We start from the raw sequence: 23,348 nt of genomic DNA, 5'->3' as shown, positions 1-23,348 counted from the left end.
GGATGAGCCAACTGATCATTGCACCGATCCTGCTGCCGCTGCTGACCGCTGCGCTGATGCTGCTGATCGGCGAGAAACACCGCTGGCTGAAGGCACGCCTGAACCTGCTGTCGACCTTCACCGGGCTGGGCATTGCCGTGTCGCTGCTGCTGTGGGTGCGCACCCAGGGCCAGGCCGAGTCCATCGGTGTGTACCTGCCGGGCAACTGGCCTGCGCCGTTCGGCATCACCCTGGTGGTGGATCACCTGTCGGCATTGCTGCTGGTGCTCACCGGCATCGTCGGCAGCTGCGCCTTGTTGTTCGCCCGGGCCCGCTGGGACGGCGCCGGCGCCAGTTTCCACGCCTTGTTCCAGATCCAGCTGATGGGCCTCTACGGCGCCTTCCTGACCGCCGACCTGTTCAACCTGTTCGTGTTCTTCGAAGTGTTGCTGGCCGCGTCCTATGGCCTGCTGCTGCACGGTTCCGGGCGGGCACGGGTCAAGGCTGGCCTGCACTACATCGCCATCAACCTGTTCGCCTCGTCGCTGTTCCTGGTCGGTGCGGCCATGCTCTACGGCGTGACCGGCACCCTGAACATGGCCGACCTGGCACTGAAGATCCCGCTGGTGCCAGAGGCCGATCGCGGCCTGCTGCATGCCGGCGCGGCAATCCTGGCCATCGCCTTCCTCGCCAAGGCCGGGATCTGGCCGCTGAATTTCTGGCTGGTGCCAGCCTACTCATCGGCCAGCGCGCCGGTCGCGGCGCTGTTCGCAATCATGACCAAGGTCGGCCTCTACGCGATACTGCGCCTGTGGACCCTGCTGTTCTCCGGCCAGGCTGGCGCCTCGGCGCACTTCGGTGGCGAATGGCTGGTGTACGGCGGCCTGGCGACACTCGCGGTGGCGGCGGTGTCGATCCTTGCCGCCCAGCGTCTGGAGCGCCTGGCGGCGCTGAGCATCCTGGTCTCGGCCGGGACCCTGATGGCTGCCGTGGGCTTCGGCCAGGCAGTCGTCACCGGTGCCGCCTTGTTCTACCTGGCCAGCTCGACCCTGGCGCTGTGCGCGCTGTTCCTGTTGGCCGAGCTGGTGGAGCGCTCGCGCTCGGCCAACGAGGCACCGCTGGACGATGAGGAGGATGTCATTCCTTCGCCACTGGAATCGCCGCATCCACCCAAGGGCATAAACCTCGACGACGAGCAGAAGGTGGTGATCGGCCAGATCATCCCCTGGACCATGGCATTCCTCGGCCTGAGCTTCATCGCCTGCGCCCTGCTGATCATCGGCATGCCGCCGTTGTCGGGGTTCATTGGCAAGCTCAACCTGATCAGCGCGCTGTTCAATCCTCAAGGGCTCGGCGTCGCACCCGAGCAAGCGCTGGGTACCGCCGGCTGGACCCTGGTCAGCTTGTTGGTGCTGTCGGGCATGGCTTCGCTGATCGCCTTCGGCCGGCTCGGTATCCAGCGGTTCTGGAAACCCGAGGAGCGTCCTTCGCCGCGCCTGCGCCGCTATGAGTGCCTGCCTATCGTCATCCTGCTGGGGCTGTGCGTGTTCCTCAGCCTCAAGGCCGAACCCTTGCTGCGCTATACCCAGGACACCGCGGCCAGCCTGCAAGCACCCGACGCCTACATAAAAGCGGTGATGTCGACCCGGACCCTGCCGGGCCCTACCACCCTGGCCAACGAGACGCAGCCATGAACCATCCCGCTCGCCAATCCACGGTCCTGAACCGGCTGTTCCCCGCGCCACTGCTATCAGTGGCGCTGCTCGGGCTGTGGCTGCTGCTGAATCTGTCGCTAAGCCCGGGCAACCTGCTGCTGGGCGCGGCCCTCGGCGTGCTGGCGCCAATCCTGATGGCGCCGCTGCGCCCACAGTACGCCCACGTGCGCCGCCCCCTGGTGATTGCCCGGCTGATCTGCCGGGTCGGCATCGACGTGGTGCTCTCCAACCTGCAGGTTGCCCGCGGCGTGCTGCGTGCCGGCAGCCGAGCGCCACGCTCGGCCTTCGTGCACATTCCGCTGCATCTGCGCGACGCCCACGGGCTGGCGGCACTGTCGATGATCACCACGGTGGTGCCCGGCACCGTCTGGTCGGAGTTGGCCCTGGACCGCAGCGTCCTGCTCTTGCATGTGTTCGACCTGGAGGATGAAGCGGCATTCATCGAGCACTTCAAGCACACCTATGAACGCCCGCTGATGGAGATCTTCGAATGAGCGGACTGCTCGCCCATGCCGTCCTCGCCAGCCTGTTCATCTTCGCCCTGGCCATGGGCCTGGCGCTGATCCGGCTGTTCCGCGGCCCCTCCGCCCAGGACCGGGTACTGGCGCTGGACTACCTGTACATCCTGGGCATGCTGATGATGCTGGTGCTGGGCATTCGCTACGCCAGCGACACTTATTTCGAGGGCGCGCTGATGATTGCCCTGTTCGGCTTTGTCGGCTCTTTTGCCCTGGCCAAGTTCTTGTTGCGTGGCGAGGTGATCGAATGAACGAGGCCGTCGAACTGCCGTTCTGGCTGGAATTGCTGGTGTCTGCCCTGCTGCTGCTGGGTAGCCTGTTCGCCCTGATCGGCGCCATCGGCCTGATTCGCCTGAAGGACTTCTTCCAGCGCATGCACCCTCCGGCGCTGGCCTCGACCCTTGGTGCCTGGTGCGTGGCGCTGGCCTCGGTGCTGTACTTTTCCGTGCTCAAGCAGAGCCCGGTGCTGCACGCCTGGCTGATTCCGATCCTGCTGTCGATCACCGTACCGGTGACCACCCTGCTGCTGGCTCGGGCCGCACTGTTTCGCAAACGCACCTCGGGAGAAGCAGTCCCCGAGGAAGTCAGCAGCGGCAAGGACCGGGGCAACTGACGAGTTTGGGTCAGGCCATGCGCCGGCAATACCGGCGCCTGGAAAGCGAGCATGCTCGCCACACCCTCAACCCTGGCTCAACCGCTGCAGTTCACGCCGTACCATCGCCGCATAGGGTGCGGGCTTGAGTCGATAGAGCTCTCCCGCCACCCAGCCAAGCCAACCGCCTTGCAGCTCATCACGCCGTGCCAGCAGCCGTTCGGCCTCCTGGATGGCCTGGGCCTGGTGCTGGCGGTGAAAGTCCGCCCGGGATTCACTCATTCGCTGGCCTTGAAGGTGCTCAGCTCACCTTTGCGCCACTTCGCCACCTTGCCGGTCACAGCCTTGAGCAATTTGCCCAGGCCTTCCTGGACCTGCTGCTGCGCGGCGAACACCAGCATCACGCCGTGGCCGTCACGAAAGACGATACCGTCACCCTCCGGCACCGAGACGAAAGCATAGTCGCCCTGCCCATAGACATTCAGCTTGATCTCGCGAAAACGCAGTTCCAGCTTGCCGCCCTCTCGGCTGGGCAACACGGCGGCGCGGAAGTGGTCTCCCACTTTCAATTCCAGACGCTGCTTATCATCGACCACCATGGCACTGTCGGTGTCGATCTCGGCCATGTACAGGCCTTCCGGGTTCTGCTCGGTGACATAGACGAATCGCCCATGGAACAGTTTGACCAGCTTGGCGCGCAAGTCGCCCAAGGCGAACAACGCATGGGTATCCAGAGTACTGACTGCCAATGAAAGGCTCCTCACATCGATTGCAACCGGCCACGCCACATACGCCTGTCGCGTCAGGTGGCTGCCATTTCTAATCAGGCCCGCGGGCCGCGGAACCGGGCAACGAAGCATCTGCGCAGCACGCTCGATGGGCAACCGGGAAAAGATTCACCCAGCCACCGCAGGGCCGCCCGAAGTACGCTTCGGCATGGATCCATAATGGGAAACGTAATGTCTGACAGTAAAAAGTCAGAAAGGATGCGACAAACCGTGCCAGCGTTTTCGCCAGAAAGGGCCACGAGGTTTCAGCCGCGCATTACAGAGGAGCGAATATGCACGAAAACACTGAAATTCGTCGAGAGTCCAGCGAAAATTCCTACTCGATAATTCCACGTTACATCGTTATTCCTGCCGGCATCGCCTTCTACCACATTGCCGAACGCACCACTGGCCGGGTGCGAGGATTTCGCCAACGGCACGAGGACGCCTGCGAACTGGCCCGTCGCCTCGAGCGCTGAATGCCTCAGGCCGCCTGGCACCTGGCCAATTGGGCCTGCCAGGCTGTCTGGCACTCCACGGCTTCGTCGCGGCTGGCGAACGCAGTGCCGCGCCGCTCGCCATCGACCAACACCACCCAACAGATCCGCTTGCCAAGGGCTTGCAACGACTGCGGCACACCAGTACCAATCATCACGGCCACATCGACTCGGCTATTCATCATTCCCTCCGGAATTTAATTAGCAACCTAACGATGTGCGCATGATACGTCCTGTCTGCCGCGAAAAAAAGCCTAGGCCAGTACAGCTGTATTGCACTGGCAGCAACAAACGTCTCAGTCGCGCCCGGACTCGGGGCGATACCCCAGGCACAAGCCTCCCCAATGCCGACCCTGGACGATGATCGGTACGGACAGGTCATGCATCAGTTCGCTGGTGTCACGGGCGTTGTGGGTGGGCACGTAGCGTCGCCACGCACCTGGGCCATCGCCTCGAACAAGGTATCGAGCTGGGTGCGGTAGGTTCGGGTACCTTCGGCGATCTCGCCTACCTGCACTTCTCATCCACGCACAACGGCCCACAAGGCCGCCGCCCTTGATGCAAGGCAAAAAAACACGAAGGCCCCAGGGACTGCTCCGTGGGGCCTTGCGCAGGGAGGCGGATCAGATCTGCCGCTGATGGCGGTCGAGCTGTTCGTGGCGCTCCTGGGCTTCGATGCAGTACTTGGTGGTAGGGCTGATCAGCAGGCGCTTCAAGCCGATCGGCTCGCCGCTGTCGTCGCACCAGCCGAAGCTTTCGTCGCCGATCCGGTCCAGGGCCATCTCCAGTTGCGGCAGCAGACGCTGGTCGCGATCGATGGCGTTGACCAGCCAGGTGCGCTCTTCCTCGACCGAAGCCACGTCGGCAGGGTCCGACGGGCTGTCCAGGCTTTCGATGGCGGTGCGGCTGAGCTCGATGCGCTCATGGGTTTCGACTTTCATCGCTTGCAGCATCGCGGTGAAGAACGCGAGCTGCTCGGCGTTCATGTAGTCATCGGCCGACATGGCCAGCAACTGTTCCTTGGTCATCGATTTCTCTATGAAAAAATGTGCATATGGGCGATTCGGGTGCCGCCGACGCCATCGCGTCGGCCGCGGAATTCTTCAAGCGCCAACCGGCACTCTTTTACAGGGGGCGGCAGTCTAAGGTGCGAAACGGCGGCGGGCAACCTAAATGAAAGGGGATTCGAGTGAAATGACCAGGAATCCGCCCATTGGTGGCGTATTTTCCATAAGGGACGCGTCTGGTAAGCGCACATAGGCAATATGCGGCAACAAATGCTGGTCTGCCAGCCCATTGGCAACGAGCGATAACGGGCTAGCGCACACAAAGGAACGTAGTGCGGCCTGATGGACCTCTTATCCCAGAGGTCCGACATCATGAACGACAATCTTCATCAACGCCTGGCACAGTTCAGCAGCCTCGACTGCGAGGTCGCCCGACGCTTCAGCGACCGCCCCACCCTGCTGGAAAGCGCCGAACAGCTGCTACTCGAGCGATGGCAGGCACACTACCCCGGCAGCCCACACGACCCTCTCCAGTTGTTCCTGGACAGCCGCCATCCACACACCGACCACGCCTGGATCCGCCCCCTGGCGCAAGTCCTGGTGGAGCGCTACTGCCAACGCAGCACGCTCAACCTGAACGACGGCGCCGACTTCCTCACCACCCGGCTGGACAGCGATCCGAGTGGCCAGGTAGTGATCGACCTACACGAGGCAGAGCTACTGATCAACGAGACCGGCCCGCTGCTGCTGGAGGCCTACCAACAGCAACTGATCGGCTACTGGCGGCGCTTTGACCAGCAAGGCGAGACGCCATGGCGCTGGTATGCAAACTACCTTCACGACCAGTTCCAACAGGCAATAGCCTCCTGCGCCAAGGACAGCAGCTGGCCTCAGTTCGCCCTGACCACAGCCAGACTGGTGCACGCCTACCCGCTCGCGGCGACCCGCAGCCATTGGCAAAATACCCGGGGCCTGACGGTGACCGGCCTCGCCGCCAACTTCTCCGCCGATGGCGACCTGGATGTGGACCTTGCCAGTGCGGTCCTGATCGAACACCGAGACCTAGACCCGGAACGCAACCTGACGCTGCTCTACACCCTGAGCGGCAAGCTGCTCAGATTCGAATCACGGCAATCCGTGCTGAATGCGATTCGCCGTTACCGCAACGCCAATTCCCCCCTCACGCCCTACACAATAGAACTCGACTTTCAATTCCCCTCCGCCTTCGAGAACCAGGCGCTAGGGTTGCTGCAACAGCAACTACAGCTCATCGAGCAGATCGCCGCCAACGCTCAGAACAAGCTCGACGCCATCACCCTGAGCCTCGACCTGGACCGCTTCACATCGCTGATCGACCTATGCAATGAAACCGAGGCCGCACAGCGCAGAAGCCTTTCGACGCAATTGCCCGAGTGGCTGCGCAACGCCAAAGGTCGGCCACTGATGCGCTACAGCACGCTGCTGGTCGATGTCGCACAGCGCTACCATGACGCCCGAGGGCGGTTCTGGCTGGACGACGTGCCCGATGCCGAAACCTTCGCCAACCAGCAACTGGCCGCGCGTTTCGCCGCGGATCATCCCGGAACGACCTGCACACCCGAGCAGGTGCGAGTCACCAATTACCAGGTGACCGCTGCCGCACTGCCTGGGCAGGGCGGCATCGTGATGTCTGGCGAAGAGAACCCGTTGGACTTCACGCTGGCCCAGTTGGCAATCGGCAATCTCGGCCTGCTCAAGCCAGGCCGGATCACCCTGGCTTCCACCACAGATACACCACTCCCGGCCTGGATGAATGAACACTACCTGCGGGCCGTGATCAGCAACCTCGATATTGGTAGCACCTACCCTGCCCTGCTGCGCCGCATGCTGCTCACCGATGTCAGCCAGCGTGAAGAACGCCAACGGCTGCTGATGGCACAGTTGCGCGCACAACTGCCGGCCCTGGCAATGGAATTGCACCTGCAAGGCAAAGTCGACGATGCCCAGGCTCCCGAACACATCAGCCAGGCACTCGGTCGACAACCAGGCGTGGACGCTAGCCAGTGGACCATCCGACAGCTGGGTTTCATCAAGTCTCCCGGTGCGGATGCGGACTATCCGCGCAACACCTGGCTGATCGAGCCACTGTCCCCCAGCGCCCAAAGCTGTCTGCTCTACCGCCCACTGCACCAGGACTCATTGTTGTATTTCCACGATCGCCTGGCCCTGTTCGTCGCCATCAGCACACCCGGCGCGCTGCAGGACGACCTGCTATATCGGCTACCGGCCGAGGACCGCAGGTTCTACGCACATGGGGGGTTCCTCGAGCCTCACCTGTTCTTTCCCATAGACGACCCCGCCTCCGTGCCTTTCGGCAAGCCGCCCGCAGTCATCCTGGCGCTCGACCCACCTCCTGTGGATCTGGGCCAGGCTCTCTACCTGGCTTGCGTCAACGAGTCCATCGCCCGCTTCGAGGAACGATCGGCGAGCACCGCGCAAACACGCTGGGAGCACTGGAAGACCCTGGGCTGGTTGCTGTTCAACACGCTGTTGCCCCTGGCAGGCAGTACTCTGGGCAAGGTGGCCTGGCTGGCGCAGATGGAGGTGGCACTGGCGGAGTTCGTGGAAACCGAACCAGTACGCGATCCCACCCGACACGAACTGGCGATGATCGACTTGCTGGTCAACATTGCCATGTTGCTGTTCTCCCACTCGTTGATGCGTCTGCGCCTGGAGCAGGAAAGCATCCTGCCAACGGCAACACTGCCGGTCGACCCATCAACCCCGGCAACCGAACCCGAGCCGGCCAGCACCGAACTGGTCACCCGGCAGAACTTCAATTTCAGTTGGTCGACCCCCGACAGAACCCTTAATGCTGAACAACAAGGGAACCTGGATAAGCTCCAGGCAAATTTGACCTTGTCGCAGTTGGGTACGCCCGCCCCCATAGGCCCGTTCCAAGGGCTGTACCTGCACGACTCCCGGTTTTACGCAGTGCTCGCGCATGAGCGACACCCCGTGGTCGACGGCAAGATCATCCGGGTTACCACCCGCCAGGCCTACGAAGTACGACATGACAGTGAGCGCCAGCAGATGCGCATCATCGGCCCGGACCAGACGCCCGGCCCCTGGTTGCGCCAGGATGAACTGGGCCGCTGGGCGCTGGACCTTGGGCTGTACTACAAAGGCAAGGGTGGCATGCCGATCACCGAGCACATGGAACGCATGCGCCTGCAAAGGCAGAACGCACTGGAGGCAGCGGACGCACTGATCAGTGCTGACAAAGCCGCGTTCGATAGCAAAGCGCGCGAAATGACGACCCTGGAGAAACTGGTCGCTGCCACTCGCGATGACAAGACGTTGAGTACATGCCAGGACAAGCTCAGCCAGCTTGCCACCTTCTGGCTCAACCACCTCGAGCACCTGAAAAGCCGCAATGCCCTGGCCCCCATGAAGAACTTCAGGATGGCGCAAGCCGCAGCCCTGCGTCAGGAGAGCTTTTGCCAGTTGGTGCTGCACAAGCTCCTCAAGCAACGCTTCGATCCCCATCGCACACAACTGTCGCAACTGGTCGAGCAACACCAGCGGGGCCAGCCGTTGGATGAGGCCGACACGCGCATCACCACGCAGCGTCTGGAACAGCAGGCCCAACTGCTTGAACGCATGTTGGAGAACAATGCTCGCCTGCGTCACACGCACGACGCACTGGCCAGGCTGGCGGGCCCGCGCTTCGAACAGATCGTCAAATGGCGCGACCTCGCTGCCAGCGTGCCGGCCAACGCGAAAACGGAACTGATCCTGCGCTTCCTGCAGGCGGAGAACCTCGTCAACCAACTGACGCTACTCCATGACTTGTCCCTGGAAGCGGCATTCTGGCTAGACCGGACCTGGGACAACCTGCAGTTGGGCATTGCCCAGCGGCTAAGTGTATTGGCGCAGCCACAGGTCGATGCCGAGGCCAACGTCCGCCTGCTCCAGAGCATCAGCGAGCGCCTGCAGACAAGCCAGCGGCAACTGCAGATCCTCCTCGACCTGACAGCGGACGCGGGTACACCTGACACCATCAGGCAACTGCAAGTCGGCGTGGAGCATCTGCTGCGCGATGTCGCACGCGATCTCGCCGAGCTCCCCGACTACCCGCCGGTCAGCACCCTGGGTCAACTGCGCCACAGACTCCCTGGCCTGATCGAGACTGCCGAGCACGGGGTGCTACTGGCCAAACCTCGCCCTGATGATGCGACTACTGTTGACTTGCCAGGGCCGGAAACCCACACGCCAGGGCGGACCTACCAGCTCCGACAGGGCAGTTGGGTGGAGCTCAAACCTGTCAAGGCTGCGCCTGGTTCCACGGGGCGCAGCCTCAAACGCCTGCTGAAGGAAAGCGCCGCCCTGATGGCCAGGACGCGGGAAGAGGTGGCCAGTGTCCGTCGAGCCGGCAACCGCTATCTACCGGTGGAAATCGAAGAGTCCGTGCTCCATCAGCGTGCACGCCTGCTGAACCAGGTCGAAGCCATCGAGGCCCGCCTGACCGCGGACAACGCCACCGACGAGGGTATCCAGGGGCTGGATGCCGAGGGCACGGCCAGAACCTTGCGCGCAGAAGCCGAAGCATTGCAAGAGCAGGCAACCAGGTTACGCCTGGAAGCGGCCCTGGCGCAGAAACCGCGCATGGCCGAGGTACAGTTCCTGATCGAACAAGGCCAGGTGCAATTGGCCAGGGTGGGTACACGTGTACGCCTGGCCAGAGTCAAGGGGCGCCCCGTCGACTTTCTCGATGAGTACAGTATCAGCCACAACGGTCAGGTGCTGTGGTACGCCCACTTTCATTACGCGGCCCAGGAGGCTGCCAAGGTCGATTTCACCGCAGGCCACCTGAAAACCCTCGCCCAGCGCCACGCGGCCGGGCAGCAAGTGACGGAAGCCAACGGCAGCGTCAGCGAAGTCTATCGCGCGCCGATCACCACCGCGGCGGCCAGCGCGCACTTCTTCAACCTCTGACCCCACAGGGCGCTGGCCAGCCAGCGCCCCACCTGCTTCACCGGTCCTTGAACTGCGCCTCGCGCTTGCCGATGAACGCAGCCATGCCTTCCTTCTGGTCTTCGGTGGCGAACGCGGCATGGAACACCCGGCGCTCGAAGCGCACGCCTTCGCTCAGGGTGACCTCGAAGGCGCGGTTGACGCTCTCCTTGACCATCATGCTCACCGGAATCGACTTGCTGGCGATGGTCGCGGCCACCTTCAACGCTTCCTCCACCAGCTCGGCCTGCGGCACGATACGCGCCACCAGGCCCGCTCGTTCGGCTTCCTCGGCGCCCATCAGGCGGCCGGTCAGGCACAGTTCCATGGCCTTGGCCTTGCCCACCGCGCGGGTCAGGCGCTGGGTGCCACCCATGCCAGGCAGCACGCCGAGGTTGATCTCCGGCTGGCCGAACTTGGCATTGTCGGCGGCGAGGATGAAATCGCACATCATCGCCAGCTCGCAACCACCGCCCAGGGCGAAGCCGGACACCGCGGCGATGATCGGCTTGCGCCGGTTGGCGATGCGGTCGGCGTCGCTGAACAGGTCCTCGACATAGATCTGCGGGTACTGCAGCTCGGCCATTTCCTTGATGTCGGCGCCAGCCGCGAAGGCCTTGGCAGAACCGGTCAGCACTACGCAGCCGATGCTCGGATCCTTTTCCAGTTGATCCAGCGCCTGATTGATCTCGCCGACGATCTGCGCATTCAGGGCATTGAGCGCCTGCGGGCGATTGAGGGTGATCAGGCCGACCTTGCCGTGGATGTCCAACAGGATGGTTTCGAATGCCATGCAGTCTGCTCCTTCAAAGATTGCGCGCAATGACCATGCGCTGAATATCGCTGGTGCCTTCGTAGATCTGGCAGACCCGCACATCGCGGTAGATGCGCTCCAGCGGGAAGTCGCTCAGATAGCCATAACCGCCCAGGGTCTGCAAGGCATCCGAACAGACCTTTTCGGCCATTTCCGAGGCGAAAAGCTTGGCCATCGAGGCTTCCACCAGCGCCGGACGCCCGGCATCGCGCAGCGCCGCGGCATGCAGCACCATCTGCCGGGCCACGGCGATCTTGGTAGCCATGTCGGCCAGGCGGAAGGCCACCGCCTGATGTTCGATCAGCGGCTTGCCGAAGCTCTGGCGCTCGTTGGCGTAGTCGCGGGCCACCTCGAAGGCAGCACGAGCCATGCCGACCGACTGCGAGGCGATACCGATACGCCCGCCCTCGAGGTTGGCCAGGGCGATCTTGTAGCCCTCGCCCTCCTCGCCCAGGCGGTTGCGTACTGGCACCTGCACATTGTCGAAGACGATCTGGCAGGTGTCGGAGGCGTGCTGGCCGAGCTTGTCCTCAACCCGCGCCACCTGGTAGCCAGGCGAGTCGGTGGGCACGATGAAGGCACTGATGCCACGCTTGCCGGCATCCGGATCGGTGACGGCGAAGACGATCACCACCCCGGCGTTCTGCCCGGAGGTGATGAACTGCTTGCTGCCGTTGAGCACGTAGTGGTCACCGTCACGCCGGGCCCGGGTCTTCAGGCTGCTGGCGTCGGAGCCGGCCTGGGGTTCGGTCAGGGCGAACGCGCCGAGCATCGACCCGCTGGCCAGCGGCGCGAGAAACTGCTGTTTCTGCGCCTCGTTGCCGAACTTGAGGATCGGCACGCAGCCCACCGAATTATGCACGCTCATGATCGTCGAGCAGGCGCCATCGCCGGCGCCGATCTCTTCCAGGGCCATGGCGTAGGCCACGTAACCGGTGTCGCTGCCGCCATACTGTTCCGGCACCAGCATGCCGAACAGGCCGAGCTCGGCCATCTCAGCGATGGCCTCCTTCGGGAAACGGTGCGCCTTGTCCCACTGCTCGGCGAACGGCTTCAAGCGTTCCTGGGCGAACGCCCGCACCGCATCGGCGATTTGTTGTTGCTCTTCAGTTACCAGCATGGTTCACCTCAGTACAGACACTCGACCGCCATGGCCGTGGCCTCGCCACCGCCGATGCAGATGGCCGCCACGCCACGGCGCAGGTTGTTCTGGCGCAGAGCCGAGAGCAAGGTCACCAGGATACGCGCGCCCGATGCGCCGATCGGGTGGCCCAGGGCACAGGCACCGCCATGGATGTTGACCTTCGCGTGGGGCAGGTCGAGATGCTTCATGGCCGCCAGGGTGACCACGGCGAAGGCCTCGTTGATCTCGAACAGGTCAACTTCGGCCAGGTTCCAGCCGGTGCGTTTCATCAGCTTGTCGATGGCGCCGATCGGCGCGGTGGGGAACAGCGCCGGGGTATCGGCGAAGGCGGCATGACCGTGAATCAATGCCAGTGGCTTGAGACCACGCTTTTCAGCCTCGGAACGGCGCATCAGCACCAGCGCCGCGGCGCCATCGGAGATCGAGCTCGAGTTGGCGGCAGTGACGGTGCCGCCTTCACGGAAGGCCGGGCGCAGTTGCGCGATCTTGTCCAGGCGCGCCTTGGGCGGTTGCTCGTCGTCCTTGACGATGCGCTTTTCCTTGCCCTCGGTGACTTCCACCGGAACGATCTCGGCTGCGAAGCGACCCTGCTTGATGGCTTCCTGGGCGCGGGTCAGAGAGGCAATGGCGAAGTTGTCCTGGGCCTCACGACTGAAAGCGCCGGTCTGCGCGCAGTCCTCGGCGAAGGTGCCCATCAGGCGCCCCTTGTCATAGGCATCTTCCAGGCCGTCCATGAACATATGGTCGATGATCTTGCCGTGGCCCATGCGGTAACCGCCACGGGCCTTGTCCAGCAGGTACGGTGCGTTGGTCATGCTCTCCATGCCGCCGGCGACGATGACATCGGCGCTGCCGGCCAACAGTTGGTCATGGGCCAGGATCGCCGCCTGCATGCCCGAACCGCACATCTTGTTCAGGGTGGTGCAGGTGGTGTGCTTGTCCAGGCCAGCGCCGAGGGCTGCCTGGCGCGCCGGGGCCTGGCCCTGGCCGGCGGGGAGCACGCAGCCGAACAACACTTCCTGGACGCTGGCGGCATCGATACCGGCGCGCTCGACGGCGGCGCGGATCGCCGCGCTGCCCAGCTGCGCCGCGGTGAGGCTCTTGAGGTCGCCCTGCAGGCCACCCATGGGCGTGCGCACGGCACTGACGATGACAATCGGGTCGTTGGCGAGGGTCATGTGCGTTTCTCCTTATTTGGCAGCCATGCGCAGCGCGCCGTCGAGGCGGATCACCTCGCCGTTGAGCATGCTGTTCTCGATGATGTGGCGGGCCAGCGCCGCGTATTCCTGCGGACGGCCCAGACGTGGCGGGAACGGTACCCCGGCGGCCAGCGAGGCACGGACTTCCTCGGTCATGCCTGCCATCATCGGGGTTTCGAAAATACCTGGAGCGATGGTCATCACGCGAATGCCGAAACGCGCCAGCTCGCGGGCAGCCGGCAGCGTCAGGCTGGCGATGGCGCCTTTGGAGGCGGCGTAGGCGGCCTGGCCGATCTGACCGTCATAGGCGGCGATCGACGCGGTGTTGATGATCACGCCGCGCTCACCCCCCTCGTCCGCCGCCCCCTCGGCCATGGCCGCGGCGGCCAGGCGCAGCAGGTTGAAGCTACCGACCAGGTTGACGTTGATGACCTTGGCGAAACTGCCCAGGGCATGCGGGCCGTGCTTGCCCAGGACCTTCTCGGCGCCGACGATGCCGGCGCAATTGACCAGCCCGTGCAGGCTGCCAAAGGCACTGATCGCGGCGTCGACCGCAGCCTTGGCGAGCTGTTCATCGCTGATGTCGGCCACCGCGAAGCGGGCGTTGGCCCCCAGTTCAGCGGCCTTGGCCTCGACGGCGGCGGCATTGAGGTCGACCAGCATGACCTTGGCCCCGGCCTCGATGAGCATCTGCGCGGTGGCGGCGCCCAGGCCCGAGGCCGCGCCGCTGACGATGAAGTGCTTGTTCTGGATCTGCATGGCGTATTTCCTTCAGGCGCCCGCAGCGATCGGCTGCGCGGCTTGTTGTCGGGCGATTTCCTGGTTGCGCAGGATGAAGCGTTGCAGCTTGCCGCTCGGGGTCTTGGGCAGTTCGTCGACGAAGTCGATCTCACGTGGGTAGGCATGGGCATAGAGGCGTTGGCGCACATGCTGGCGCAGGGTTTCCTGCAGTTCCGGCGTTCCCTCGCAACCCTTGGCGAGCACTACGAACGCCTTGATCAGTTCGGTGCGCTCCGGGTCTGGCTTGCCGATCACCGCGGCCTCGATCACCGCTGGATGCTCGACCAGCGCGCTCTCCACGTCGAACGGTCCGACCCGGTAGCCCGAAGTGGTGATCACATCGTCGCTACGGCCGACGAAGCTGATGCTGCCATCGTCGTTGAGTTCGACGGTGTCGCCGCTGAGGTAGTAGCGGCCGACGAAGGCCTTGGTCGGCAAGCCGTGGTAGCCGGCGAACCAGCACAGCGGCGACTGCTCCCGGTCCACCGCGAGAATGCCAGGCTGGCCGACGGGCAACTCGGCGCCCTGCTCGTCCAGTACCACGATGCGATGCCCGGGGATGGCGAAACCGGCCGCGCCAGCCTGTACCGGATGCTCCAGCGCATGGTGGTTGCACAGCACCATGCCCAGCTCGGTCTGGCCGTAGTGATCGTGGATAGTCACCCCCAGTTCGTCGGCGAACCAGCGAATCACCTCGGGGTTGAGGGGTTCGCCAGCACTGCTGACGACCCGCAAACGTCCCTTGACCGGCGCGCTGAAGGCCTCGCCGGCAGCGATCAGCAAACGGAAGGCGGTAGGCGATCCGGCCAGGTTGGTGATGCCCAGCTTGTCGATGACGCGTGCGCAGCTCTCGACACTGAACGGCCCGTCGTAGAAGGTCGTGGCGTGGCCCAGGGACAGCGGCCCGGTGACGGCGTAGTACAAGCCATAGGCCCAGCCTGGATCGGCCAGGTTCCAGAAGTTGTCCTCCGGACGCAGGCCAACGGCATCGCGCATGTAGCCCTGGAACGCGACAATCGCGCGCAGCGGCACCTCCAGCGGCTTGGCCGGGCCGCTGGTGCCCGAGGTGAACATCAGCAGGAACGGGGCGTCAGCGCGGCGCATGACCGGCGCGCAGACGCTGTCCGCGACTGCCAGCGCCTGGTGAAAATCCAGCTCGCCGGCAACCGCGCCAACTGTAACGAGGGTCGGGCAATCCGCCACATCGTCGAGCTTGGGGCGGTTGTTGCGGTCGCTGACCACCACCTTGGCCTGGGACTGTTCGAGCCGGTGCTCGATGGCCTTGGGGCCGAAGGCGGTGAACAACGGCTGGTAGACCGCGCCCAGGCGCCAGGTGGCAAGGATCGTCACCAGCAGCTCGGGGGTTCGTGGCAGCAGCCCGGCCACCCGGTCGCCGGCCACCACGCCCTGGGCCTTGAGCACGTTGGCGAAACGGGCGGCCAGGGCCTGCAACTGCTCGAAACTGTAGCGTTCGCTGTTGCCCTCCCGGTCTTCCCAGATCAGGGCAGGCTGGTCACTGCCGGTGTGTCGGTCACAGCACTCGACACAGGCATTGAGGGCCTCGAAGTCGCCATGCAGCGCCGCCGCGGCGGCCCGGGCATGGTCGAACGAACGAGCGGCCTCGGCGTAATCACGCATCGTCGGACTCCTGAGTTGTTGTTTTTGGAGTGGAACCATCGGTCCGACGATGTTCGCGCCGCGTCTGCGACGCGGCAATGGCCAAAGCTGTCAATCTGGATGACCGGTTTGGCCGCTAGCGACCGATGCCACGCTCACTGTCGTCGGCGATGCGCGCCATGCGCTGCATGAACTCCAGGGTCAGGCGCTCACTCAGCGCCTGGCGCTCGGCCTCGGGCTGCGACACGGCGAACGCAGCGGCATCGTAACGTTCAAGAAAGCGCTGCCAGAATGCGCGCCGGCACAGGTCGACAGCCATGGCCTGGGGGGTACTGGCAGCCTGCACGGCGTCCTGGGCAGCGCCGAGCTGCAGCTCGCTCACCACCGGGGAGCCGACTTCGTACATGCGCTGCGGCTGGAACGGCAGGGCCAGTGCCCGACGCAACTTGAGCCGATAGCGCAGGGCCAATGCGCCATGCTCGCTGGCCCGCAGACTGCTACCCCGCGCGAGGATGTCCGCCTGGGCGAACGACTGCAGGCGCTCCAGGCGGAACAGCCCTTTGCCCAACGCCAGCAACTGTGCCCCCGTCAGGCGGGTCGTTGGCTGCCCGGCCAGCGCATCGGCATGCAACTGCAGCACCTGGCTGAAAAGTGACAGCACACTGTTATCGTCGTTCGGCCTGCGTGCCAGCAGGCCACGGACAGCGGTGGCAAAGTCCGCATCGGTGTGGATGAGAGCAAGAATTCGCCATACCTGCCGGTGCAGGAATGCTTTCGACCAACTGTAGTCGGCCACGGCCTCCAGGCGCTCGAGCAACAGGAACAGGTCGTCGTTGCCTGGAACAGCCTGCAGTGTGTCCCACATCTGCCTGTGCGCCGCCGCGCCAGCACCGCTTGCGGCCCACCACTCTCGTCCTTGCGCATATTCGGGCGGTTCCTGGATAGGATCGAGTGCTGCAAGGTTGGCCATCTCATGCAAGGTCAGGCGATTGTCGTCGACCAGCAACGACTCGCGAAACACCTGGGGCATGTTGAGGATTTCCCGCGGCGCACCAGGCAAGGCGTTGCCACGCAGGTCGACCAGCTTCAGAGATCCGCAGAGCGACAGGCCTGTCGGCCACTCGCGCAATGCACATCTGCGCAGGCGCAGTTCGACCAGGTGCGACAGATGGTCAAACGGCAGGTTGAAGGCACCGACAGCCCTGTTCTCGCTCAGGTCCAGATGACTCAGCAGCGGCAGTCGACTCAGGGCTTCGACAGCATTGGCATCCAGCCGGATCTCGTTGCCCGCCAGGCGCAAGCGGCGCAGGTTGATCAGGTAGCCCAGCCCGTCCGGGCACCGCAGCAGATGGTTGTGGCTCAAGTCGAGCCGTTGCAGGTCGGTGAACGCGCGCAGAAAGCCGGCATGCACGTGACTGATCGTGGTGTCGTTGATCACCAGCGCCTTGACGTGGAAGAAATCGACCTGCAACGGCAGTTCCGGCAACGTCGCGACAGGCAGGTCGCTGAAGTTCAGGTGCAAGCCCAGGCGCTGCCCTCGCCCGCCTGTCAGCTGCGTTTCGCCCAGCCCGCGCCAGGCCCGCTGCAGGCGCTCGGCAAAGCGCTCGCGAATGGCACGAGAGGCATCGTCGAGCGCGAAACCAACCCAATCGCCCAGGGCCTTGTCCAACTGCTGAAGGTCGTCCTCGAGCGCCCTGAGCACCGCATGCGCGCGAACACCCCTGCGCCACCTGACCTCCAGCTCAAACTCCAGTTGCGCGTCGTCCAGCCCCGGAAAGTACTGGCGCAAGCCATCACGCAGAATTTCTCGCTGGGATAACCGACCCGCCCCGCGCCCGCTAAGCAGGTAGCCGACCCGCCCGTCTGCCAGACGCTGCCCGGGATTGAACCAGGCGTCTCGAGCTGGCCAGCCGAGCATGCCGGTGATGCCCTGCTGCGTGTCGGGCAGCACGGCCAGCAACCTTTCACGCAATGCCGCGCCTGCCTGGCGGGTCTCCCCTTGTGCGGCAAGGACATGTTCGAGCGCGCCGAAGATATCGTCGCCGGCCCCCAGGCCAACCTCTGCACCGGTATCATCGTAGACCCGGAACACCCCCTCCTGATGAACCAGTACCCAGTGTGGCGTGGCTTGCGTGCCGGTCTCGACGCTGGCCAGGGATTCGTGCTGGGCGACATCCCTGGCCAGGCTCAACCGCAGGCCATCGATCCCGAGCCTGTCGAGCAGCGCCATGGCCAGCACACCGCTGTCGTCGGTGTAGGCACTCGGCAGGTAGAGCCCCGCCAGCATTCGGTTGAACCGGGCCAGACGCGCCAACGCGCGCGCCCTGGTCATCAGCCCGAGGGGCAGGCGACGCTGGGCGATGGCTTGCTCGCGCTGCGCTTCGCTCACCTCCAGGGACAAGGCGCGCGCGTAGTTGCCAGGCAACCTGCTGAAGTTCTGGCCCAGCAGTTGGGCCAGTTCATCTTCGGTGTCGGGCAAACGGCTCAGGTGTGCCAGCATCGGGGCCCGCAGCGCAGCCTGCCGTTCGAGAATGTCGCTCACGGTCGACACCTGCGCACGTGTGCGACACCACGCCAGCAATGCTGGATCGACAAGTGCGGCAGGGTCTTGCCGCAGTTGCTGGAAAAACGTCTCGAGACGCTCGACGGCCTCGAAACGCTCCAGGGTGTCGCGCAGGTTGATCGGCGTGCGGCGATTCTCCACCAGCAGGCCACGCAGCTCGTCGATGTCCATATCGGCAGCGCGCAGGATCTGCCGGGCCTCGACTGCGGATCTGGGCTGTGCCAGCGGCCACAGTGTATCGAGCATCTGCGCGGCGTCATCCCAGGCCTGCGCCCGCTGGTAGAGCAACTGCCAGCAGCGCTCGCCATTGTGCAGCAGGCGCGGCTCGTAGGCGCCAGGGCGCACGGGATGACGCAGCCGGTACAGGCGCCCAGGCGCTGGCCGGTACATTTCGAAGTAACGCCCGCGCATCCGTATCCAGTCACGTTGCCCATCGCTGAAGCGGCCATCGGCCTGCAGTAAGACGGCACCGGGCTCGCTGGCGTAGGGTCCGAGGTCGTTGGGCCACAGGCGCAGCGTGTCCCCCTCGTCACTGACCCATTCCATCCCCTCCAGGAAAGCACTGCGCACGAACGTGACGGTCGCTACCGTACTTGCCGTGGCAGCAAGCGTGGCCGCAACCCCCAGCACATGCTCCAGCGCCTCGTGCTGGTGGCCAAGCGACCAGTCCGACATGCCTTCGAAGATCTGCCCTGCGCTGTGCACAACGACATCCGCCAGCAGAAGTGCACCCACGGCAGGAATGAACAACCCCGACAGGTTCAGCAGGTCCAGGCCCGCGGCCTTCCACGCGGCCAGGCGCGCCCTGCCGGCCGCAGTATCGGCCTCGGCCGTGGGTACCAGCAACTGGCGGGCATCGGCTTTCAGCCTGTGCACCTGTCGCCGTGCCATCGCCTGGAAGACATTGCCGGGCTGGACCTGTCCTTCCAGTTCCAGGTCCGGCATTGTGTCCTGCAGGCGCTTGTCCAGCCGGGCGACAAAAGCGGGACGCTGCTCCAGGCTGATGAGCCGGGTGAAGTGCTGGCGATAACGAGCGTCCTGCAGGTCATTGGCCAGCCCCCGGTTCATGGCGGCGGCCGAATCGTAACGGCGCAAGACCTCGCGCGGATCGCCGGGAAGATAGAGCAGCACACCCTGCTCCGTGCCCTGGCTGTCCCGCAGGTGAATCAGCAGGCCATCGGCCAGCGGTTGTCCGAGCACCTGCGGCAAGCCTGGATAACCCTTGATCTCGAACTGGACGTGCATCTGGCCAACATCGAGCACCTCCCGCAGGGCGAGTTGGTCGGCAGCGCTGATCCTGCCCTGGAGCGCCGCCATTTCCATGGCGAGCCAGAGTCCCGAACGTTTGTCATGGCCCAGCACCTCCTGGGTGGCCGCATCGTAGACCCGGTCCAGCTCGGCCTGGTAGAGCGCGCCCACGTCCAGCGCACGACAGGCCCCGGCCAGCACGTCAGCCGAGGACAGCAGCGTGTCGTCAGCGCCCGCCACCAGGCCGGAACCTTGGTAGAAACGCTCGCCCGCCGCGAAGTTGCTCATCAACCGCAACAGGCCGTTTTCACGCGATAAATGCGCATCGTAATCAAGCAGCGGTACCTGGGGTGGGCTGGTGATATCCGGCAGCACGGTCAACCACTCGAGCTGGCCGAACGTCACACCGTCCGGCAGCGGCCCGGCCAGCAGCGCGGCAAAGCGTTGCTCGGCAAACCGGTGTACAGGGAGCAGGCCCTGGGCGCGGCCCCGCAGGCGGGCCTGAGTGGCCTGGTGCGCGTTCAGCGCCTCACGCAGGCGCTTGACCTGGCTGCCCGAGGCGCGCTGCAACCAGCCGGGCAACCTCGAACCGATCCACTCGTCAATAGCGCTGGATTGCTGTTGGGAGGAGTCTGGGGAAATGGGGGACATGGCATGATCCTCTGCTGTTCGCGAGGTCGTCATGCTGGTCCAGCGAAGCATCGCGCATCAGCGGGAAACGCGCCTTGGGCAAACCGTCAGTGGCCACCTTCACGCGCCAGGATCAGCGCACGGTAGTGCCCGGGATTGCAGCCGAACCATTTGCGAAAGGCCTTGTAGAACGAGCTGCTGTCGGCGAACCCCAGGCGCTCGGCGATCTCACCCATCGCAGGTTCAGCGTGACTGAGCCAGGCGATGGCCAGCTCGCGCCGTACGCTGTCCTTGAGTCCCTGGTAGGTCTGTCCCTCCTCGGCCAGGCGCCGGCGCAAGGTCGAGGGTGACAAACACAGCTGGCGGGCCAGGCTGTCGCCGTCGGGCCACAGCGCCGGATCCAGACGCAGCAGGTCGGTACGGATGCGCCGGCCAAGACTGGCCGGGTCGCGGTAGCGAACCAGAATGTTGCCCGGCGCTTCGGCGAGAAAGCGCTGCAGCTCCTCCTCGCTGCGTCGCAACGGCAGGTCCAGGGACTCGGCAGCGATAATCATGCGCGTGCACGGACGCTCGAACTGCAGGTTTTCCGAGAACATCACCCGGTAGTCATCGCAGAACGGCGGCTCGGCGCAGCGCAGGTCGATGGCCAGGATCGGGATGCGTCGACCGGCCAGCCAGCACGCAACGCCGTGCACGATCATCCAGAAGGTGAAGTAGGTGAAAGCGCGACGCGGCTCGTCGCGGGGCTCGTTGATGACGATCTCGGCCAGACCTTCCTGGCGCACCAGGCCCGGCTGCAGGTCATCGAGCATCAGCGACAGAAACGCCAGCGCGGTTTCCAACCCGGCGCCCAGGGTCGGCTGGGCCATGCTCGCCCGGCACAGGAACGCCAGGCTGCCGCTGCGCAGGCCGCGCGGGTCCATGGCAAAGAACTCGTCGTTGCAGCGCCGCGCCAACAGGCGCCAGAGCCGGGCATAGGACGCGGCACTGACCCGCGCCTCGGGCCGGTGCAAGTGCTCGACGGCAATGCCGGCGCGGGCCAGCAGGCCGACGTCGGGCTCGCCGGCCGGGCAGGTCTGCAACAGCGCCTCGCGCACCAGTTGCATGGAAATGGTGTCTTTCTCGCTCATCGACGGTCCTGTCGGTGCAGTGCCGGCCATCTTAGGCCGCTCCATTCAAAACAGCCATCACAGACCAGCCGCCAGCCCCAGGAACGCCTGGATCAGGCGCAGCTCCCGGCGGCGCTCCAGGCAGCCGACCATATGCTGGTTGACCAGCCCCGCGCCGCTCAACGGCCGCGCCACCACTCGCGGGTCATGCGCCACTTCGGTGGAAGAGACCACTCCAATACCCAACTCGGCCGCCACCGCCTCGGTGACCGCCTCGCGGCTGTCCAGCTCCAGCAGCACCCGCGGTTGCACCCCACCCTCCGTGCAGGCCTTGTCGAAGGTACGCCGGGTGGTCGAGCTGGGTTCGCGCAGCACCATGATCTGCTTGTCCAGCTCGGCCAGCGACAGGTCGCCGACAGCGCCAGCCCAGGGATGTCCCGCCGGTAGCAAGGCACACAGGCGCGACTCGCACAGACTCTGCAAATGCAGGCCCTTGCGTGGCTCGATCTCGGTCAGCACCGCCACGTCGGCATGCTCGGACAGCAACGCGACCAAGGTCTCCTGGGCATTGCCCAGGCGCAGGTTGACGGTGATGCCCGGATAGCGCTCGCGCAACAACGCCAGCATCGGCATCACCCGGTGCGGCCCGTCGGCGGCCACCTCGAGGCGCCCGGTGAGCAACTGCCGGTTGGCCTCGAGCATGACCTGGGCCTCCTCGGCCAGACTGAACATCGCCCGGGTGATGGCCGCCAGGCGCGTGCCCTCCTCGGTCAGCTCGACCCGCCGCGCGGTACGCCGCAACAAGGTGATCTGGTAGTGCTCCTCCAGCGCCTTGACATGCCCGGTCACCGCCGGCTGGCTGATGAACAGGCGCTCGGCGGCGCGAGTGAAGCTGCCCTCGCGGGCGACGGCATCGAAGGCTCTGAGCTGGAACAGGTTCATATATATCGGCCTTACTTATGGCTGGCATAACGACAAACAATTTGATTGATGCATCCGCGAATTGCAACCTAGGCCCCATAGTTTTCCAGCCCACCGCCTGTGAGGAACCACGGAATGAGCAACGCCCCGATCCTGCTGACCCCCGGTCCCCTGACCACTTCGCTGCGCACCCGCCAGGCCATGCTTGTGGACTGGGGCTCCTGGGACCGCGACTTCAACCAGCTGACTGCCAGCCTGTGCGAGCAACTGCTGGCGATCATCGACGGCGCCGCCAGCCACCACTGCGTGCCGCTGCAGGGCAGCGGCACCTTCGCCGTGGAAGCCGCCATCGGTACCCTGGTACCCCGCGACGGCAAGGTCCTGGTGCTGATCAACGGCGCCTACGGCCAGCGCCTGGCGAAGATCTGCAAAGTACTGGGCCGCGCCTACAGCACCTTCGAGACCGCCGAGGACCAGCCGACCACCGCCGCCGACGTCGACCGCCTGCTGGCCGCCGACCCTGCCGTGACCCACGTGGCACTGATCCACTGCGAGACCAGTACCGGCATCCTCAACCCACTGCCGGAGATCGCCCAGGTGATCAAGCGTCACGGCAAGCGGCTGATCATCGACGCCATGAGCTCGTTCGGCGCACTGCCGATCGATGCCCGGCAGGTCCCCTTCGAAGCACTGATCGCCGCCTCGGGTAAATGCCTGGAAGGCGTGCCCGGCATGGGCTTCGTCTTCGCCGAGAAAACCGCCCTGGCCGCCGCCGAAGGCAACGCCCACTCGCTGGCCATGGACCTGCAGGACCAGCACGCCTACATGGCCAAGACCGGCCAGTGGCGCTTCACGCCGCCGACCCACGTGGTCGCCGCCCTGCACGAAGCGCTGCTGCAATACAACGAGGAAGGCGGACTGCCGGCACGCCACCAACGCTATGCCGACAACTGCAAGACCCTGCTCGACGGCATGGCCAAGCTCGGCCTGCGCAGTTTCCTGCCCGCCGAGATCCAGGCGCCGATCATCGTCACCTTCCACGCCCCGAAGGATCCGCGCTACCAGTTCAAGGACTTCTACGAGCGGGTCAAGGCCAAGGGCTTCATCCTCTATCCGGGCAAGCTGACCCAGGTCGAGACCTTCCGCGTCGGCTGCATCGGCGTGGTGGGCGCAGCGGGCATGCAGGCCGCCGTGAATGCCGTGGCCGACGTGCTGCGGGAAATGGAAGTGCTGGACATCTGACCCTCTGCCCA

General features: G+C 64.9%; 20 protein-coding genes. 7 read left to right on the top strand and 13 right to left on the bottom strand.

Features of this window, described 5'->3' with window-relative positions:
• Positions 1-2 precede the first annotated feature (2 nt).
• From F3J43_RS15400 to F3J43_RS15385, 4 genes are read left to right on the top strand one after another with little or no spacing between them, the layout of a single operon-like run.
• Positions 3-1,673, top strand: a complete 1,671-nt coding sequence (locus F3J43_RS15400; RefSeq protein ID WP_205297888.1) for a monovalent cation/H+ antiporter subunit D — start codon at positions 3-5, stop codon at positions 1,671-1,673.
• A complete protein-coding gene (locus tag F3J43_RS15395) occupies positions 1,670-2,188 on the top strand; it encodes a Na+/H+ antiporter subunit E (protein ID WP_205297887.1) in 519 nt (172 codons plus the stop codon). Before F3J43_RS15400 ends, F3J43_RS15395 begins: the two co-directional genes overlap by 4 nt.
• Entirely contained in the window at positions 2,185-2,463 is a 279-nt protein-coding gene (locus F3J43_RS15390; protein ID WP_166888036.1) for a K+/H+ antiporter subunit F, read from the top strand. Before F3J43_RS15395 ends, F3J43_RS15390 begins: the two co-directional genes overlap by 4 nt.
• Positions 2,460-2,825, top strand: coding sequence for a Na+/H+ antiporter subunit G (locus F3J43_RS15385; protein WP_166888033.1), 366 nt, complete (start codon positions 2,460-2,462; stop codon positions 2,823-2,825). Before F3J43_RS15390 ends, F3J43_RS15385 begins: the two co-directional genes overlap by 4 nt.
• 66 nt (positions 2,826-2,891) lie before the next feature.
• On the opposite strand, the gene F3J43_RS15380 is transcribed toward F3J43_RS15385, so the two are convergent.
• Complete coding sequence (locus tag F3J43_RS15380) at positions 2,892-3,086, bottom strand: hypothetical protein (protein WP_166888030.1); 195 nt, start codon at positions 3,084-3,086, stop codon at positions 2,892-2,894.
• Entirely contained in the window at positions 3,083-3,553 is a 471-nt protein-coding gene (locus F3J43_RS15375) for a hypothetical protein (protein ID WP_166888027.1), read from the bottom strand. Before F3J43_RS15375 ends, F3J43_RS15380 begins: the two co-directional genes overlap by 4 nt.
• Positions 3,554-3,864: 311 nt before the next feature.
• On the opposite strand from F3J43_RS15375, the gene F3J43_RS15370 reads away from it, so the two are divergent.
• Positions 3,865-4,050, top strand: a complete 186-nt coding sequence (locus F3J43_RS15370) for a hypothetical protein (protein WP_166887592.1) — start codon at positions 3,865-3,867, stop codon at positions 4,048-4,050.
• Positions 4,051-4,055: 5 nt separating this feature from the next.
• Here the strand turns inward: F3J43_RS15370 and F3J43_RS15365 are convergent, their stop codons facing one another.
• From F3J43_RS15365 to F3J43_RS15355, 3 genes are all read right to left on the bottom strand, one after another.
• Positions 4,056-4,250, bottom strand: coding sequence for a hypothetical protein (locus tag F3J43_RS15365; protein WP_166888023.1), 195 nt, complete (start codon positions 4,248-4,250; stop codon positions 4,056-4,058).
• A gap of 114 nt (positions 4,251-4,364) precedes the next feature.
• Entirely contained in the window at positions 4,365-4,490 is a 126-nt protein-coding gene (locus F3J43_RS15360) for a GAF domain-containing protein (RefSeq protein ID WP_205297886.1), read from the bottom strand.
• Positions 4,491-4,691: 201 nt separating this feature from the next.
• Positions 4,692-5,096, bottom strand: coding sequence for a TraR/DksA family transcriptional regulator (locus F3J43_RS15355; RefSeq protein WP_166888019.1), 405 nt, complete (start codon positions 5,094-5,096; stop codon positions 4,692-4,694).
• A gap of 351 nt (positions 5,097-5,447) precedes the next feature.
• On the opposite strand from F3J43_RS15355, the gene F3J43_RS15350 reads away from it, so the two are divergent.
• The gene (locus tag F3J43_RS15350; RefSeq protein ID WP_166888016.1) at positions 5,448-10,052 is read left to right on the top strand and encodes a hypothetical protein; all 4,605 of its coding nucleotides are present in this window, start codon (positions 5,448-5,450) and stop codon (positions 10,050-10,052) included.
• Between the two features lie 37 nt (positions 10,053-10,089).
• On the opposite strand, the gene F3J43_RS15345 is transcribed toward F3J43_RS15350, so the two are convergent.
• The 8 genes from F3J43_RS15345 to F3J43_RS15310 all read right to left on the bottom strand — a co-directional run bounded on the left by F3J43_RS15345 (position 10,090) and on the right by F3J43_RS15310 (position 22,116).
• A complete protein-coding gene (locus tag F3J43_RS15345; protein ID WP_166888011.1) occupies positions 10,090-10,863 on the bottom strand; it encodes an enoyl-CoA hydratase in 774 nt (257 codons plus the stop codon).
• 13 nt (positions 10,864-10,876) lie between these two features.
• Positions 10,877-12,004, bottom strand: a complete 1,128-nt coding sequence (locus F3J43_RS15340) for an acyl-CoA dehydrogenase (protein ID WP_166888007.1) — start codon at positions 12,002-12,004, stop codon at positions 10,877-10,879.
• Positions 12,005-12,012: 8 nt separating this feature from the next.
• Positions 12,013-13,206: an acetyl-CoA C-acyltransferase gene (locus F3J43_RS15335; RefSeq protein ID WP_166888004.1), complete on the bottom strand. Its 1,194-nt coding sequence runs from the start codon at positions 13,204-13,206 to the stop codon at positions 12,013-12,015.
• A gap of 12 nt (positions 13,207-13,218) precedes the next feature.
• Positions 13,219-13,986 carry an SDR family NAD(P)-dependent oxidoreductase gene (locus tag F3J43_RS15330; protein WP_166888002.1) on the bottom strand — a complete coding sequence of 256 codons (768 nt, stop codon included), beginning with the start codon at positions 13,984-13,986 and terminating at the stop codon, positions 13,219-13,221.
• A gap of 12 nt (positions 13,987-13,998) precedes the next feature.
• The gene (locus F3J43_RS15325) at positions 13,999-15,645 is read right to left on the bottom strand and encodes an AMP-binding protein (protein WP_166887976.1); all 1,647 of its coding nucleotides are present in this window, start codon (positions 15,643-15,645) and stop codon (positions 13,999-14,001) included.
• A 115-nt stretch (positions 15,646-15,760) separates the two neighbouring features.
• A complete protein-coding gene (locus F3J43_RS15320; protein ID WP_166887973.1) occupies positions 15,761-20,086 on the bottom strand; it encodes a dermonecrotic toxin domain-containing protein in 4,326 nt (1,441 codons plus the stop codon).
• 86 nt (positions 20,087-20,172) lie between these two features.
• Positions 20,173-21,195, bottom strand: coding sequence for an AraC family transcriptional regulator (locus F3J43_RS15315; RefSeq protein ID WP_166887968.1), 1,023 nt, complete (start codon positions 21,193-21,195; stop codon positions 20,173-20,175).
• Positions 21,196-21,252: 57 nt separating this feature from the next.
• On the bottom strand, positions 21,253-22,116 hold the full coding sequence (locus tag F3J43_RS15310; protein ID WP_166887965.1) for a LysR substrate-binding domain-containing protein: 864 nt from the start codon (positions 22,114-22,116) through the stop codon (positions 21,253-21,255).
• A gap of 114 nt (positions 22,117-22,230) precedes the next feature.
• Here F3J43_RS15310 and F3J43_RS15305 point away from each other — a divergent pair, with 114 nt between their 5' ends.
• Entirely contained in the window at positions 22,231-23,337 is a 1,107-nt protein-coding gene (locus F3J43_RS15305) for a 2-aminoethylphosphonate--pyruvate transaminase (RefSeq protein ID WP_166887962.1), read from the top strand.
• The last annotated feature ends 11 nt before the right edge of the window (positions 23,338-23,348 follow it).

The sequence above is a fragment of the Pantoea sp. Cy-639 genome (genome assembly GCF_011752525.1).
GTDB lineage: Bacteria > Pseudomonadota > Gammaproteobacteria > Pseudomonadales > Pseudomonadaceae > Aquipseudomonas.
The sequence above is the reverse complement of the archived record's forward strand: the minus strand, read 5'-3'. Positions and strand labels throughout refer to the sequence as shown.